Raw genomic sequence first — 14,783 nt, forward strand, 5'->3', positions numbered from 1 at the left:
GATCAACTCCGATTCTGTTTTGATACCGCCCCATAAAGGAGCGGCGTGATTAATCAGGCATAGGCCCGTTTAAGTTCCAGAGTTCGGAGTACCTGCCCTAACTCACTGACACGCATAGCCGGAATTCTGACCGACTGTTTTTTAAGCTGACATTTGGCAATGTGTCGGCCCCGCGCTTTGCAGGTTTCGGTGATATCGTTTATCGCTATCGCCGGACGATTTACCCGCTGTTGTTTTTTCGGTGCCAGCTTTACAAAACCGGCGGTTGATGTAATTATACTGATGTCAATTTTCATGGTTTCATTCCAATAGATTATTGATAGCCGGTTAAACTTTCTCAGGGCTAAACCGGCATGAGAGAGCAGACGTAAGTCTGCTTTTTCTATTTCTGCGTCTTGCTTTTTTGGCTTTGCACCTCCTTTTCCAGTCGTTTAACAATCGCTGTATGACTCAATGTTACAACATCACGAAACTTGAAATAGCACTCGCCCACTTTCGCGTAAATGTACGTGACGTTACCGCAATACATTTCCGCAAGTTTGAACGATTCGCTGTGCGCGTCTCCTTGCCAGTCGTGAGGGTACATAGTGCCGATGGCGTCCATAAACTCAGCCAGAGTGATCGATTCGGGTTCGGTTTTGGCTGAGACTTCCCGTGACTGCCAATAAGCCGCCTCAGCGCTCGCATCCCAGCTAAAACGGTCACTAGTGTCGTTTGTTGTCTGATACATCGTGTTTCTCCTTGGTTGAGTTAAAGCCAGCCTCCGGCTGGCTATGGGTTGCTGCATGTCGCTAGATATTAACCCCTGACGCTTTGACTTTTTTGACGAACTGTTTGTAATGGTCTGCACACACGATATCGATATTTCTATATCTTCCGCTGGAAATCACACAGGAATTCAACTGGTAGCAATATTCATTCTTCATTTTCTCAGGATAAGATTTGCGGAATTCCTGTAACGCTTTCAGTGAATCAAATTCAGAGATATCAAAATCTGCTGGATCTGTTCCTTTTTCACCTTCTGCCATTAAAATACTATGGGTAGCTTCTTTCATTTGATGCTCCTTTGAGTCTGGCGTTTCGCCGATAATGAGAAGCGGCCTTCCGTCTCTCAATAGAGTCATTATACTATAAAAACCACTTACATATCAATACTGATATGTAATAAATCGCATTATTCCTCAACATTTCGCATGCGAAATCTTATGCCCGTAAGGGCATGTAAGCGACAACGATACTTTCACGGATTATCCACTGGTGAGTGTCGCGTAAGCCAGCCATAGGCTGTACAGGCGTGAATATCCCGCAGACCCGCCCCTCGCCCTGCCAAGCCGGTTTTATGCGAAGCCGCCGACCTTGTAGCAACATCCTTGGTTAACGGTCGAAGACAAAAGAAACCGACAGCGACAATATTTTAAGAACCGACAGAGCGCCACACTCAGCCTACAGCGGAATGATATGACGTCACTAGCACCGGTGGCCATCTGTTCGCATCTGACCTGGCCCTTAAGCCATCAGACCCTAGCCAACGGCCCGAAACCGCTTGCGGGTTCGGCGGAGACTGGGGCGACGGTTTACCGGCGCACCTGACGCAGTAGGGCTGACGACTCGGCAACGCCGTGGAGCCGTAGGGGGCCATATCTTCAGGGCTAAGGTATTGTCAGTTTATGGGGATATTGAAAATATAAGAGATGAGATGTTAAAGTTTATCTGAGGGGGTAACTTGTGATCTTAACAAAGCTAGACGAGATAGTAAGTCAATATGAAGAACGTTACCCACGGTGCCGTTCTTCGTTCTTACTGACGCCAAATGCCTTTACTGCTTCATCATGTTCTTGACTGCTTTTCGTCGCCGTCAAACGCAATCAAAGATCCCAGCATCATCGATATGCCCCATACTAGCTGGAAGAAAATCTGTAACATCAAATTATGATATGACAAAAACAGACAAGCGATAGGGATGAAGAGCAACAATGTAGAATAGATAATTATCCTTCCACCTAATTTTTTTCTTTGCGCCTGTGACATTTTTTTTACTTTTGGGTTGTTCGCTACTATACGTTTTAAATAATTAAACATACCCACCTCTCTTAGCGACTTTTCACAGCGTCCATTTGCAGTATAGAGATCATTTATCGTTAAAGTAACAAAGTCGATAAACTACTTCTCATGTCATCAGATTAATAGCGACACTTACCGAATTTTCAGGGATACAGCCCCTAGCTTATTGGGTAACATCAAGGTATCTAGCCACAAATCTACCTCGGCCCTCTCCTCTAGCCTTACACGTATATCATCTAAAATCTCGTATAAATCATCCCGACAGCACAATGCTATACTGCTTAGATTCACAAAACGCTTCCCCCATGACTGAAGCATCGGGATCAGATCATCACCATAGATTCCTTTTTGGGCTTGCCGTTCGTACCATGCTGAAAACTCACAGGGTGTTGTAAATGCCAAGTCAATTTCAGCCTGTGCCACCAAGGTTTGATAACGGCGGCGCTTCTGCTGGATAGCCTTTTCTTGTTGGCTGTCTCTACGCTGAAATTTTATCTCCCAGCGTCTTAACCTGCGCTCCTGCTGACGATGGCGGGTTTCAGGAAAAAAAGTGGTAACGATACTGTCAGACAAGGGCAACGGACATAGATCGCCCTGTGTGGCTATTAGACGATCAATCGCCTCAATGTAGTGCTGTTTTGTCGAACTCTGTCGGTTTCTGGGGTCGTAACCGGTATCAATCCGCCAGATATCCGCCGCCGTTATCACCGTCCTGCCCTCATTCAGGATACGAAACAATGCTTTGGCATAGGGATAACTCGGCAATTTTCGCCTAGCTTCCCGCTTGGTTTCCACCATGATGATGGCTTGTGTCACTGCGGCCTCAAAATGGTTGATGGTCACCAACGCTAAATGATTTGGGATCATACGACATGACCTCCCATGCGTAACGCCACAGCTAATGCATCAGCATCGCTATAACCAGCATGTATATATTCGTCTAGAACCCCTAAACGCGCCCTAATAGCGTCAGGCTCAAATATGTCACCACTGTAGAACCATGCCACGGATTCGCCGGCTTCAAACCACAGTCGCCCATACCAGTAAGGTGAATCGTGACTAGGGCTGATGATCTCAATCCTAATTGTCGGAGCAGATTGTATAGTTAGACGCAAATGTACCGGATATTTCCCCCCCCACTCCTGATGAAACTCACAGCCGACCACCCACCCTTTGGGCAAAAACAAACTGGCAATCACCGCAGCGGACAAAGAATGACGGAACATTTCACTACCCGCACGGTATTGTTCAAAGTCGATTGGAGTGAAAGTTTGCAGCTTCAATAGAGAAATTTTTTCATAATTGGTCATTGCGTTATACCGCCCTTTCGGGCGGCACCTCCGGTTAGGCAGCAGCAGAATCATCAGTGGAAGAGAGAGAAACGGTTTCATCCAGAGGGAGCAGACATTCCGGCACCCAACGGGTTTGCGCTATCTCAACCGCCGCCAAATGGGCTGCATCACCCTTTTTCATTTTGAGGACTGAGGCCGCTTGCGCTTCTTTCTCGATGGCGGTTAATGCCTCGCTCATTTGTTCTTTGCTTATACGCCCAAAGTAGTTTTCCTTGGTCGGTTGCCACCACTGACGTAAATTGAACTCTAACGCGTTCTCGACGGATACCAGCTCACCGCCCACTTTACCGTCCATTCCTGCATGACACCGCACGGCATCCAACGACTGACCGACACAATAGGTCAGCAGTGCTATCACTTCGGCTTGATCCCATGTCAGCAACCACGAAAAATCCAGTTGCCAATTTTCGGGTAAACGGGCCTCCCATTGGTTATGCAGATTTTCCAGCACACGATTTGCCTCCCCCTCTTCCGAGGTTGGTGCGTTAGCCAATAATGTATGTCGCTTGATGTCCATACTGGTTTTTAAAACGGAACTAGCATACTGACCAAAGAACACTTTGAGTGTCATTGAGTGGGTGTGTAGCGCTAACGTCACAATCGGATTTTGTACCAGTGCCGCCATGACCGCTAATGTCCGCTCTGATGACAAACTGGTGATCAATGCTGCTGACAGCCCTTTGGGTGTAGGTAAGATTTGTGCAAGGTTGTTTTGCGGTGTCTCAGTCTGAGCGATATTTCCACGTAAGATAACACCGCGCTGAAACGTCAAATCACCGCTATCAAATGACACTACTACCCCGCTTTGTGCTTTCTGCTCTGCCGTCCATCCACGAATTGAAGCAGCAGATTCAGCGTCTTCAATTTGTTGCTGAATGTCATTTTCATCATCGTAGGTTTCAGTGTCTTCCAGAGCTGCTGTCAACGTATCGATATGGGATTGCTCCGATTCGGTATAGACTGGCGTGGGTTCTGACATAATCTTATATTGACGCGCATCCTCGCCCCAATTGCCGATAGGTTCCATTTGGTGAGCGCACCATGACCACCCCTCACTTTCCTGAATAGCCACCGCGATAGCTTCCAACTTTTCAAGTGTCAGACGATCAAGTAAGGCACGGTCAATCCAGCCCTCATTTTCATCACTGAATAAGTCGGTACGAATAACAGCACCTGCCGCCGCCAGTTCGTCACTCCCGACAAAAATAAACTTCTTGTTATTTTTGATGCTCACTTCCTGCTCGGTTATCAAATTCCGCAGTTGGTAATTCTGTGGTGATCTACCGAATACTTGTTGTGCCTGTTCCCACACCTGCGCCTGTTTTTTCTGACTGTCTTCCAGTACCAGAATTTGGCACTTTTCGAGGGTAATTTCGTCTTTTGCCAGTGCCTCTAACAACACGGGGGCCAGACTGGCGAGTTTCAGACCTCGTTGTACATGACGTGAGCTGTAACCCAGCAAATCACCAATTTGTGCCGGTGTTTTCCCCTCGTCAGCCAGTGTCCGAAAACCAACAATCTGCTCGGCGGGGTGCATATCCTTACGTTCGCCGTTTTCCGTCATAGATGCAGCAACAGCCAGTTCTTCCGGTACACGTTTAACGGCAACCGGTGTATCAGGCTGATATACCCCACGTTCAACCAACATGGTGAGCGCAGCCAAACGACGGCCCCCTGCGGCAACGCCAATCAGACCACTATCAAGATCGTGTGCCACCAAGTTTTGCAACAACCCAATAGACGCAATGGTGTTGGCAAGGCTTGTGATGCTCTCAAGAGAATAGGGAATAAGGCGCACATTCAGTGGGGATTTGATTAGACGGGACAACGGAACATACTCTATCGGCGTTTGTTCCAACACCTGAGCCAATGCCTGTGCGTCATTTGCGACCGCTGGCGCTTTACGGGTAGATTTCTTTGCTTTTGGGGCTTTAATTTCAGTTTGTGAAACAGTCATTTGATTACTCCTTTGAGTCTGGCGTTTCGCCGATAATGAGAAGCGGCCTTCCGTCTCTCAATACAGTCATTATACTATAAACCCCACTTATATATCAATATTGATATGTAATAAATCGCTTTATTTCTCAACATTTCGCATGCGAAATCTTATGCCCGTAAGGGCATGTAGCGACAACGATACTTTCACGGATAATCCACTGGTGAGTGTCGCGTAAGCCAGCCATAGGCTGTACAGGCGTGAATATCCCACAGACCAGATCCTCGCCCTGCCAAGCCTGTCTTATGCGAAGCCGCCGACCTTGTAGCAACATGCCTGGTTAACGGTCGAAGACAAAAGAAACGGCAGCGACAATGTGTTATGAGCGTGCATGGTGCTATGCACTCCCGATATAGAGGAACGTTATGGCGTTATTCATGGGAAGTTGCGCGGCTATAAGTCCTGCTAGATTGGTGTACTGACCTTTAGGCATCGCTTGCTATCCGAAGGACAGAGACTCGCTCGCGTGACTCTGCGAAAGCCGGACTGCGCCACCGGCGCGGGACAGCTGAAGTGCAGGCGACGAGCCGACCATTTAGGGTCGGTGAGCCTTGGGGCCACAGTTATCCTTTTTCCTCCACAAGTTTACCCACTGTTTCTGTGGATAAGGTCGACAGAAACTATTTATGGCGACAAAACAGCACGCTATAAGAAAACAGACAGCCGCACCTTGCAAAATAGGAATATTATCATAGATAATACTGTATATAATCACAGTAATATTGAGCTAATCATGAAAGTAATAATCCTCACTGCACTAACTGAATCCCGCATCCAAATACCGCTATTCGGTGAAAATTGCCAAGCCGGATTTCCATCGCCAGCAAGTGACTACTTAGAAAAAACCCTAGATTTAAATGAGCTATGCATACTTCATCCAAGTGCAACTTACTTTGTACGAGCTGAAGGTGAATCGATGATTGAAGCGGGCATTCTTTCCGGGGATCTACTGATTGTTGATAAAGCGGTCAACCCGACTCACGGTGATATTGTTATCGCCGCCATCGAGGGAGAATTCACGGTAAAAAAACTATGTACTCACCCTCGCCTCTGTCTACAGCCGATGAATCCCGCATACAGCCCCATATTTTTTGATCCCGACGAACTGAACATATTTGGTGTCGTCATGCACGCCATACACACCCTACGTTGAGGTGCCTATGTACCTACTCTGCGACGTAAATTCGATGTACGCCGCCTGCGAACAACTCTTTAGGCCTGACCTAAAAGGGAAGCCGGTTATTTGCCTATCGAACAACGACGGCGCAATCGTGGCCGCCAACAAAGAAGCTAAAAAACTCGGTATAAAGCGCGGTGTCCCCTATTTTCAAATGAAGTCCCTCATCGAACACTACCAAGTGGCCTGCTTTAGTTCAAATTACGCGCTGTACGGAGATCTTAGTGCCAGAACCATGACGATACTAGAATCATTAGCACCCTCTCTAACCATTTATTCCATCGATGAAGCCTTTATGAAAATCGATGGAATGGAAAACTACGAGACTCTGCTCAATTTCGGTCAGCGCGTGCGTGAGACTGTCCTGCAACAAACGGGATTAACATGCGGTATTGGCATTGCTCAAACGCTGACGCTAACAAAGCTCGCCAACCACGCAGCAAAAACATGGCCCGCAACCGGTGGTGTCGTGGATTTATCTGACCGTACCCGGCAACGCAAACTGATGGCCATTTTGCCCGTATCAGAAGTATGGGGGATTGGCCGCCAGCTAAGTATCAAATTAAAGGCGATGGGAATTGAAACGGTCTTGCAGCTGGCCGACGCCAATTTACAATTGATAAAGAAAACATTTGGCGTTGTCGTCGAGCGCACTGTTTTAGAACTTAATGGCATCCCGACAATAACGATAGACACCTTACCCACCAAACAGCAGATCATCGTCAGTCGCTCTTTTGGTGAACGCATTACGGATAAGGAAAGTTTGCGTCAGGCAATCTGCAAATACGCCGAACGCTCAGCTGAAAAGTTGAGAGCTGAACGTCAATACTGCAAACACATAAACGTCTTTATCCGCACCAGTCCTTTCGCGGTAAATGAACCGTTCTACAGCAACAACTACAGCATTAAACTCATGCTAGCCACCCAAGACACTCGCGATATCGTTTCAGCGGCTACCAGGGCATTAGATGCCATTTGGCGGGAGGGATTCAGATATCAAAAAGCAGGGATCATGCTAAATGATTTCTGCGACAAACCAGGGCAAATTGATTTGTTTGATGAAATGCCACCTCGTGCTGATAGCGATCCTTTAATGAACATCATCGATAAAATCAACCAAAGTGGTTTAGGCAAAATTTGGTTTGCAGGGCAGGGGATACAACAGGCTTGGGCTATGAGGAGAGATTTACTCTCCCCTTGCTACACCACCAAGTGGAGCGATTTACCCAAAGTCACAATTTGACGGCAAGAATAGCAATTTCGCATGCGAAATTATTCTCTGCGATACAATTGTAAAATTGCCGGGGGAAGTTTGTAGTATGCTTTTGACCAACGGCCATTTCTTACCTCAGAAAACAAACTATCGTCATTGCGTATATCTTTATACAAGATTGTGAGCGCTCCCAAGTCTTTCAGGCGATTTGTGACCGCAGAGATATTCGCATTTTTTAAACCGGTTTCAGCCATCACAGTATCAATATCGACGCACACTATCCCGTTATCAAAATAATCCAGCAATAGCGAAAGGAGCAGCAACGCATCACCTTTCCGGCCCGTAGCAACAATGATTTTTTCAAGCTCTCGAAATGTCATGTTCTCGCCTTTTTCTTTGACACTTTGTAACGCGCATCTTCTTCAATTGCAGCACTTAACCAACCCGCAGCAATGTCTCTATTAATTGATTCAGGCACCGAATCAATTAAAGTTTCAAAGTCAGCATCCCTATGTATTTTGATGAATATCGCGGCAAAGCCCGCCCAGTCTTCATGGCTAACCGGTGACCAGTTCTTTTCTAACAATAGAACTAATGCCGACTGAGAAGCCCATAAGGGTGTGTGACCGTCTTTAGCCCATCCCGCCAACGATGAACCCAGCACTGGATTATCACGCCTCACAAAATCATGTTTAACGCCGGTGTCCTTCAACATTTCCGCCCCGACAGCAGCTGAAAGATCAGTCGACATAATCCACGTTTTAACAACACGGGCGCGAAACGCCCGTGACAGCTCTGAAAAGGGGGTATTAGTCATCTAAGCCTCTTTGATACCAACCAAGGCCACTGACTTAGCCTCAACACATAATTCGCCTATTTCCAGCTTTACCCACACCTGGCCATACTCCTCTGCCATTTTGTTTATGAGTAAATAGCCAATCTGGCCATCGACTCGAACAATCAGGCGATTCTCTTTCTGGCTCACGGCGGCTGCACTAGATGATGTTTTGGCATCAAGCGGCTTAATCTCATTAATCGACGTATTGCCCGCTTCGTTTCCCTGTGTTGTTGGCAGGATCGTGAGTTCATTTTTCGGAGAAGTTTGTTCTTTCGTGACGACTGACTGATTATTCTCAGTTGGCTTATTTAGCTTCTCAGTATCAGCTGGAGTCTTAGGGTTCTTCAACTTACCCAACTCCGCTTTCGCTGCCTGCCGTGTTAACGTCTTGGTTCTTGCTGTCTGAGCTAGCTGTTCGGCAATCTCAGGTGATCGGTCATGGATTTGGCACAGCGTATAGACAAGATCGACATCGCCCGTAATCTTATCTTTCAGTAAGTCCCTTATTACCGCCGGCGCATCACATAACCGCATATGCTTACTGACAAAGGAAACCGGTTTACCAAGTGATTTCGCTATCTGCTCACCGTTCATGCCCCACGTTGTTTTCAGTTCAAGCATAGCGTTTGCTGCTGCCAGTGGCTTTAAACCCGACTGATGTAGGTTTTCAATCAGCTGACCAAGTAGCCGCACCTTGTCATTTTTTGGAGGTAAACCAACGTATACATCAATATACTCATCACCATGCCTGCGAGCACTCCGTATACGGGTTTCACCGAACCAAATTTTGTAGCCATTTTTATCACGAGGGAACACACGCGGCGGCGTCAATATGCCAACTTCGTCATATGTTTCCTCCATCCCCTTGAGCGTTTCCTCTTCAAAATCTTCATCTGGGCGCACCTGCTCGATTGAATAGACTTCATCTAATCGAACACGGATGATATGCCCAGCTGGCGCGAGTTCAGGCCGCGATATATCAGAAAGTAAACTATGTCCCGCAACGGGTGATGGGGGTATAACAGGTTCACGCATAAGCAGGTTCTCTTGAATACCTGGCACTGCCGCCGCTTGCGTTTTTTCTTGATTACGTACTGACAATTGTTTTTTAAAATTCTTAGCCATATCAGGCTCCCTGCGTCAGGCTGATCAGTTTTTGTGTTAGCTCTTCGTACTGCAATGCTGGTAATGATTTTGGGGCATACTCTTTAAATGTCAGTCCCAGCTCAATGGCTTCTTTTGCTGTGGTGGAAACATAGGAAATGTAAGCCAACACTTTCTCTGTCGAATACCCGTTTAGTTGTAAGATCTCAAATAACAATCTTAGGTTTTCGGTATCGACCGCCGTCAATCGCCCATCCAGAAGGTCTTTTTTATAGTTGGACACTACAGCTTGAGTAACGTAAACCCCTAAAAATTCTAGTTTTGGGTTTAGATTCTTCTTTATTTTCTGCATATAACCCAATTGTTTAGCCACACCATTCCGGGAAGACTTCTCCAATAGGGTAGGGATAATCAGATAGTCTGCGACAAGATGGCTGGCGATCATGACATTTGAGTATGACGGGTTAGAATCGATAACAATGTAATCGTACTCTTTACGCAGCTCATCTATCCGGTCTTTAAAATCAAAAATACAGTCCTGTGGCCGATAGTTAATTTCGTTTAACTCGTATGTGGTGCCGATAAAATGGCGACCATCGGCTAACGGGATCGGCTTCACAATCGTATTGGGAAAGAATAATTGGTATGAGTGTGCTTCCCCCGGCGAAAACTCATGCTTAAAAGGTTCGCGCTCAATTTCGATTGGCATTCCATCAGGGAAACTGCGCTCGGTTAATCCTGCGGTCCAATCCATATCAATGGCCAGAGTCTTAAAACCCGATTGTTGCAAATCATAAGAAAGCTCGTTCGTTGACTGCGACTTAACAACACCACCTTTCTGATTCCCAACAACAATAACTAAACCGAGTGCTTCGGATGAACGACTGTTTTCCATTGTTAAATCCCTCTAAAATTTCGCATGCGAAATAATTAAATTATTGTTGATGGGCCATAGATTGAGAACGAGTTTGCTTCGCTTTTCCTGCCGCGAGGTATTCGAAACTCTCAGCGGTAAAGCTATAGCCGTGATAATTAACGCCATCTTTTTCATACTGAGAGTTTTTAACAATGAAATGGACGACGATCAGGTCACCTATATCTAATTGACGTTCAGCACGCAGAGCCAACTCATCGTAGGCTGCGAACTCAATAACTGTAGAAACATTATTGCGTTTTTTGCTCTCTGCAACAGTAAGACGACAATAGGTAACGTCATCTTTCTTAATCAAACTAACGGGTTTAAGTAAGCGGCCTGTGATTGTGTTGCTTTGCATGATGGTGTCTCCTTTGAGCCTGGCGTTACGCCTGATGTATCCAGTGGCCATCCACTGGATACGGTTTAATATACTACAGCATCCATTATAAATCAACACTGATATGTTACTTTTGTGGCAGTTTTTCTAGGGCTGGTTTCACTATCCGGCTAAAGACTGCCTGAGCATTCGGCGTGAACTTTCTAACCCACGCATTATTACGATAACGGGAAAATTTAAAGCTGTTATCACAAAGCATACGACGTGTCTGTTCATCCGGTTTATAGCCAAAATGTACTTCAATTTTTCCGTCTTCACTCAGTTTAATTTCAATTCCGTTTGTCAGAGTTTGCTCGATAAATAAACTGTCATTTTGCAATTTATTAACTCCAGCCAGTCTCTGTTTTAAGCGTGCTATCTCTGCACTGTGATTAGCCAACTGATATGAATAAAACGCCACAACCTTACGATGACTGTGATACGGGCTAGGTTCTAAAATGTTCAACGCCTTATCCAGAGGAATGCTCAAATACTCTGCTAACGCCAGCGCACAATTTTGTTGTGCTTCTTGGCTAACGCCCTCAGCAGATCCGCCTTTAAAGGTTTTACGGACAATCTTGTTTGCCCCGATCATTTCCGCGTGTGTCTTTTCCATCCGAGCAATTTTATTGCTGAGTAATTCTGTGGCATTCGGTGCGTTTGATTGAATGATGGTTCCATCACCGAATGGCATGATCCGGCGCAGAAAACGCTCTGGTGCTTTTTGAGTATATTCGTGTAGTTGCCGGTACTTATCATCTGCAATACGACCACGTTTACGCATACGCTCAACGGGGAAGTTTGCCGGGCCGGTTATCATTGAGTTGGCACAACCACTCATGGTCGACAAATAGCCCAAATATGCCGTTTTGAGCCGAGCATGGAATGAATCAAACCACTTACTGAATTCTACCTCCCAATCCTCAATAAGGATCGCACCATTCTGCTGAGCTGATTCGATACGACCTAACACCAAGGTTTTTTGTTGGTTGAGGCGCATTGCATAATCTAGCTGGCAGTCGAAGGCACGACGATCCGGTCTAAACGACATATTGCTAAAAGCCTGTTCCGCCTTTTGGGTAGGGATATCATTGAGATATTCTGCAATGGCAGGGGTTGCTTCTAGAATTTCTGCTTTACGAATGGCTTCGTTCTTATACATATAAACTCCTGTGAGTATGGCGTTTCGCCGATAGGAGAAAAGCGGCCTTCCGCTCTTCTATGTTGATTATTATACACAAATAAATTTATATATCAATATAGATATATAATAAACAAAAAAAGCCTCTTTTAAGATACCTAGATTTCGCATGCGAAATTATATGCCCGCCAGGGCATGTAAGCGGCAAATTAATACCATGTGAATTGGATGGATATGGCCGCGAATGCCAGCCGTAGGCTGTACGGTATCCTATAGCGCACAACCCCCCATTCCTGCAAAGCAATGTTTGCGAAGCAATACAACTTAAAGCGATATGGCTACTCAATGGTCGAAGACGAGAGATATGTAAAGCTACTTAACTAGAGTGAGTACACCATTTGATATTTTGATGTGCATCTTACGTTCATCGGCTCACATCACAGCATGTATCAACATTGTTGACACAAGAAAATTTAACACGTAGTGTATCAACAATGTTGATACGCATGTAATGGAGGAGTTATGGCACAAGCAATAGTTAAAAAATGGGGCAATAGTCTTTCTGTGAGATTACCTGTCGCCGTTACGGAAGCGGCTAGTTTGAAGATTGATGATACGGTAGATATTCAGGTTCAAGATGGCCGCATAGTCCTTGTACCGGTGCGTGCTAAAGAGGTATCTCTTCAATCCCTCTTAGCCAGTGTAACCCCTGGAAATATTCATCATGAAATAGATTTTGGATTACCAGTAGGAAATGAGGCTCTTTAAATGAAAACCTACGTTCCTGACGCTGGCGATATTGTTTGGCTTGATTTTGATCCGCAGGCTGGCCATGAGCAAGCTGGCCATCGCCCGGCCCTGGTACTTAGTCCTGCTGTATATAATGAAAAGGTAGGATTGATGTTGTGTTGCCCTATGACCACACAAATAAAGGGATATCCGTTTGAAGTGCTCATCGCTGGGACAAGACCAAGTGCTGTTTTATCTGATCAGATAAAAAGCCTGGATTGGCGCAAACGAAATGCAACTCGGAAAGGGCGTGTTACGGCATTAGAATTAGCTGAAGTCAGAGCTAAATCTAAGGCGTTAATTGGGTAGTGCAGAGACATGGAAACGTGCTTGGTAAACGCAACTTTTACCAAATCCAGACAGTTACCCGGTTTTAACACAGGTTACACTGCACCACAATTCTTCGCGGCCGTCATAAACGTGTCATAGTGAACTTCACTGATAACCACCGGAACAGTACGTCGGTTGTACAGTTGCATCAACAGCAGCGTGCGATGTCGCCCATCCCATACTCCAAATCCTTCCGAACAAGCCTCCGGGTACACAACCTGGCCTTTGGCTATATAGGTTTTAATTTTGTGCCACCGGCGCGGGTCAATGCAGAATGCATCGGAACCGAAATTGCTCACAAATTTCAATCCATCGACATACACAACCTTGGCATGGCTGCGCTGAAAACCGACCAGAGGGACGGTAAAGTTGATATCCTCAAACGCCGGAAACGTTAACCCAGAATTGTCCAGGGGGATGGATTCAAAAGATCCAAAATCATATTTCGGCATACAGGTAAGTAACTTATCGGGATCTAAGTTAGAGAACCATGCAATATTGGGACGGTGTTCTGCCTCTCTCTCCCTTATTTCTTTGATTTTATCGCCGAAAATCTCTTCCATAGAGATATTTACTTTCATCCTGTCATCACTCACGTTAAGCCGTTACCGGCGATGAATTATGCGGGTAACTTTCCCGACCCTGTAATCAATGCTCTCGCATCACTGGTGGCCATGCTGAACCGTACCCCGTACTGCGCCCCCACATCGAGCGCAAAAACCCGCGTATACACCTCGGTACTGGCGGCGTCCTTGTGGCCCATGTAGGTTTGCACCACTTTGAACGCCACACCATGCTGCACCAGATGCATCGCAAAACTGTGTCTAAAGGTTTTCGGGGTAATGACCGGCAAGCTAAACGTTACGCTGTCACGCTCTGCCCGACTCACCGCCGCCCTGATCCATCCCCTAGGGGTTTCATCACTGACCGGCTCCCCTTTTTTGTTCACCCATAACGGTTCATGCTTTTTCGGTCTGAACGTGGCGACATACTCCCGCAGCCGTTCCACATAATCCGCATCGAGCAGCGGCACAATACGTTTAAGCGCCTGTCCGTTTTTCGGGCGGCCTTTGCCAATGGTACGTTGCTTTAAGGTCTTGAGCACCACGAACGGCGACACCGCATCGAGATGAAAACATGCCGGTGTCAGCGCCAGCGCTTCATTGAGCCTCGCGCCGGTGTTCCACAGCGTATCGATAAACAGCCGTTGACGCAGATCAGGGAAGTAGGCCAGCAACACGGTAATTTCAGGGGCCAGTAAATAGAGCGGTAATTCTGCATCGCCAGTGGCCAGTACCATGTTTCGCAATGCGAGTGCATGGCCATAGTGAAAGAACGGGGCCGGTGCGCCGATCGCGCTACGTGAATTCTGCCCCCCATCGTGAGGGATAACGCTCAACATTTTAAAATCCGCATGTTGCCCTGAATGGGATTATTTTGACGTAAAGCGCCTTGATGGTCGATAACAATAAATCGGTGATCGGTCATTG

The 14,783-nt window shown here is 46.4% G+C and carries 18 protein-coding genes; 4 read left to right on the forward strand and 14 right to left on the reverse strand.

Features of this window, described 5'->3' with window-relative positions; translation table 11 throughout:
- Positions 1-53 precede the first annotated feature (53 nt).
- The 6 genes from ACNSO8_RS25235 to ACNSO8_RS25260 all read right to left on the reverse strand — a co-directional run bounded on the left by ACNSO8_RS25235 (position 54) and on the right by ACNSO8_RS25260 (position 5,370).
- Positions 54-296: a hypothetical protein gene (locus ACNSO8_RS25235; RefSeq protein ID WP_050110216.1), complete on the reverse strand. Its 243-nt coding sequence runs from the start codon at positions 294-296 to the stop codon at positions 54-56.
- 86 nt (positions 297-382) lie between these two features.
- Positions 383-730, reverse strand: a complete 348-nt coding sequence (locus ACNSO8_RS25240) for a hypothetical protein (RefSeq protein WP_418396291.1) — start codon at positions 728-730, stop codon at positions 383-385.
- 61 nt (positions 731-791) lie between these two features.
- Positions 792-1,055, reverse strand: coding sequence for a hypothetical protein (locus ACNSO8_RS25245; protein WP_418396292.1), 264 nt, complete (start codon positions 1,053-1,055; stop codon positions 792-794).
- Positions 1,056-2,193: 1,138 nt separating this feature from the next.
- Positions 2,194-2,928, reverse strand: a complete 735-nt coding sequence (locus tag ACNSO8_RS25250; RefSeq protein ID WP_418396293.1) for a plasmid SOS inhibition protein A — start codon at positions 2,926-2,928, stop codon at positions 2,194-2,196.
- Entirely contained in the window at positions 2,925-3,371 is a 447-nt protein-coding gene (locus ACNSO8_RS25255; RefSeq protein WP_418396294.1) for a conjugation system SOS inhibitor PsiB family protein, read from the reverse strand. Before ACNSO8_RS25255 ends, ACNSO8_RS25250 begins: the two co-directional genes overlap by 4 nt.
- A 34-nt stretch (positions 3,372-3,405) precedes the next feature.
- Entirely contained in the window at positions 3,406-5,370 is a 1,965-nt protein-coding gene (locus ACNSO8_RS25260; protein WP_418396295.1) for a ParB/RepB/Spo0J family partition protein, read from the reverse strand.
- A 772-nt stretch (positions 5,371-6,142) separates the two neighbouring features.
- Here ACNSO8_RS25260 and umuD point away from each other — a divergent pair.
- Together umuD and umuC are read left to right on the forward strand one after the other, a co-directional pair.
- The gene (gene umuD, locus ACNSO8_RS25265) at positions 6,143-6,562 is read left to right on the forward strand and encodes a translesion error-prone DNA polymerase V autoproteolytic subunit (protein ID WP_418396296.1); all 420 of its coding nucleotides are present in this window, start codon (positions 6,143-6,145) and stop codon (positions 6,560-6,562) included.
- A gap of 7 nt (positions 6,563-6,569) precedes the next feature.
- Positions 6,570-7,829, forward strand: coding sequence for a translesion error-prone DNA polymerase V subunit UmuC (gene umuC / locus ACNSO8_RS25270; protein ID WP_418396297.1), 1,260 nt, complete (start codon positions 6,570-6,572; stop codon positions 7,827-7,829).
- 29 nt (positions 7,830-7,858) lie between these two features.
- Here umuC and ACNSO8_RS25275 read toward each other — a convergent pair whose 3' ends face one another.
- The 6 genes from ACNSO8_RS25275 to ACNSO8_RS25300 form a co-directional block, all read right to left on the reverse strand.
- Positions 7,859-8,179, reverse strand: coding sequence for a hypothetical protein (locus tag ACNSO8_RS25275; protein ID WP_418396298.1), 321 nt, complete (start codon positions 8,177-8,179; stop codon positions 7,859-7,861).
- On the reverse strand, positions 8,176-8,616 hold the full coding sequence (locus ACNSO8_RS25280; RefSeq protein WP_145569140.1) for a hypothetical protein: 441 nt from the start codon (positions 8,614-8,616) through the stop codon (positions 8,176-8,178). Before ACNSO8_RS25280 ends, ACNSO8_RS25275 begins: the two co-directional genes overlap by 4 nt.
- On the reverse strand, positions 8,617-9,762 hold the full coding sequence (locus ACNSO8_RS25285; RefSeq protein ID WP_418396299.1) for a ParB/RepB/Spo0J family partition protein: 1,146 nt from the start codon (positions 9,760-9,762) through the stop codon (positions 8,617-8,619).
- Position 9,763: 1 nt separating this feature from the next.
- Positions 9,764-10,636, reverse strand: coding sequence for a ParA family protein (locus tag ACNSO8_RS25290; protein ID WP_418396300.1), 873 nt, complete (start codon positions 10,634-10,636; stop codon positions 9,764-9,766).
- A gap of 40 nt (positions 10,637-10,676) precedes the next feature.
- On the reverse strand, positions 10,677-11,015 hold the full coding sequence (locus ACNSO8_RS25295; RefSeq protein WP_049615286.1) for a hypothetical protein: 339 nt from the start codon (positions 11,013-11,015) through the stop codon (positions 10,677-10,679).
- 106 nt (positions 11,016-11,121) lie between these two features.
- Positions 11,122-12,195: a hypothetical protein gene (locus ACNSO8_RS25300; RefSeq protein ID WP_418396301.1), complete on the reverse strand. Its 1,074-nt coding sequence runs from the start codon at positions 12,193-12,195 to the stop codon at positions 11,122-11,124.
- 501 nt (positions 12,196-12,696) lie between these two features.
- On the opposite strand from ACNSO8_RS25300, the gene ACNSO8_RS25305 reads away from it, so the two are divergent.
- Entirely contained in the window at positions 12,697-12,942 is a 246-nt protein-coding gene (locus tag ACNSO8_RS25305; protein WP_025380183.1) for an AbrB/MazE/SpoVT family DNA-binding domain-containing protein, read from the forward strand.
- Positions 12,943-13,272 (forward strand): endoribonuclease MazF, encoded by a 330-nt coding sequence (gene mazF / locus ACNSO8_RS25310; protein ID WP_025380182.1) that lies wholly within the window; start codon positions 12,943-12,945, stop codon positions 13,270-13,272.
- A gap of 74 nt (positions 13,273-13,346) precedes the next feature.
- Here mazF and ACNSO8_RS25315 read toward each other — a convergent pair whose 3' ends face one another.
- Both ACNSO8_RS25315 and ACNSO8_RS25320 read right to left on the reverse strand, forming a co-directional pair.
- Positions 13,347-13,874: a hypothetical protein gene (locus tag ACNSO8_RS25315; protein WP_418396302.1), complete on the reverse strand. Its 528-nt coding sequence runs from the start codon at positions 13,872-13,874 to the stop codon at positions 13,347-13,349.
- A gap of 38 nt (positions 13,875-13,912) precedes the next feature.
- Entirely contained in the window at positions 13,913-14,695 is a 783-nt protein-coding gene (locus ACNSO8_RS25320) for a tyrosine-type recombinase/integrase (RefSeq protein ID WP_418396303.1), read from the reverse strand.
- Positions 14,696-14,783: the final 88 nt, after the last annotated feature.

This window comes from Yersinia sp. LJYL362, assembly GCF_048323875.1.

Coding starts and splice junctions, on each gene's coding strand:
- ACNSO8_RS25245 (WP_418396292.1), bottom strand. CDS start 1,055: ATGAAAGAAGCTACCCATAGTATTTTAATGGCAGAAGGTGAAAAAGGA.
- ACNSO8_RS25235 (WP_050110216.1), bottom strand. CDS start 296: ATGAAAATTGACATCAGTATAATTACATCAACCGCCGGTTTTGTAAAG.
- umuD (WP_418396296.1), top strand. CDS start 6,143: ATGAAAGTAATAATCCTCACTGCACTAACTGAATCCCGCATCCAAATA.
- ACNSO8_RS25280 (WP_145569140.1), bottom strand. CDS start 8,616: ATGACTAATACCCCCTTTTCAGAGCTGTCACGGGCGTTTCGCGCCCGT.
- ACNSO8_RS25295 (WP_049615286.1), bottom strand. CDS start 11,015: ATGCAAAGCAACACAATCACAGGCCGCTTACTTAAACCCGTTAGTTTG.
- ACNSO8_RS25250 (WP_418396293.1), bottom strand. CDS start 2,928: ATGATCCCAAATCATTTAGCGTTGGTGACCATCAACCATTTTGAGGCC.
- ACNSO8_RS25320 (WP_418396303.1), bottom strand. CDS start 14,695: ATGTTGAGCGTTATCCCTCACGATGGGGGGCAGAATTCACGTAGCGCG.
- ACNSO8_RS25315 (WP_418396302.1), bottom strand. CDS start 13,874: ATGAAAGTAAATATCTCTATGGAAGAGATTTTCGGCGATAAAATCAAA.
- ACNSO8_RS25240 (WP_418396291.1), bottom strand. CDS start 730: ATGTATCAGACAACAAACGACACTAGTGACCGTTTTAGCTGGGATGCG.
- umuC (WP_418396297.1), top strand. CDS start 6,570: ATGTACCTACTCTGCGACGTAAATTCGATGTACGCCGCCTGCGAACAA.
- mazF (WP_025380182.1), top strand. CDS start 12,943: ATGAAAACCTACGTTCCTGACGCTGGCGATATTGTTTGGCTTGATTTT.
- ACNSO8_RS25305 (WP_025380183.1), top strand. CDS start 12,697: ATGGCACAAGCAATAGTTAAAAAATGGGGCAATAGTCTTTCTGTGAGA.
- ACNSO8_RS25300 (WP_418396301.1), bottom strand. CDS start 12,195: ATGTATAAGAACGAAGCCATTCGTAAAGCAGAAATTCTAGAAGCAACC.
- ACNSO8_RS25255 (WP_418396294.1), bottom strand. CDS start 3,371: ATGACCAATTATGAAAAAATTTCTCTATTGAAGCTGCAAACTTTCACT.
- ACNSO8_RS25290 (WP_418396300.1), bottom strand. CDS start 10,636: ATGGAAAACAGTCGTTCATCCGAAGCACTCGGTTTAGTTATTGTTGTT.
- ACNSO8_RS25260 (WP_418396295.1), bottom strand. CDS start 5,370: ATGACTGTTTCACAAACTGAAATTAAAGCCCCAAAAGCAAAGAAATCT.
- ACNSO8_RS25285 (WP_418396299.1), bottom strand. CDS start 9,762: ATGGCTAAGAATTTTAAAAAACAATTGTCAGTACGTAATCAAGAAAAA.
- ACNSO8_RS25275 (WP_418396298.1), bottom strand. CDS start 8,179: ATGACATTTCGAGAGCTTGAAAAAATCATTGTTGCTACGGGCCGGAAA.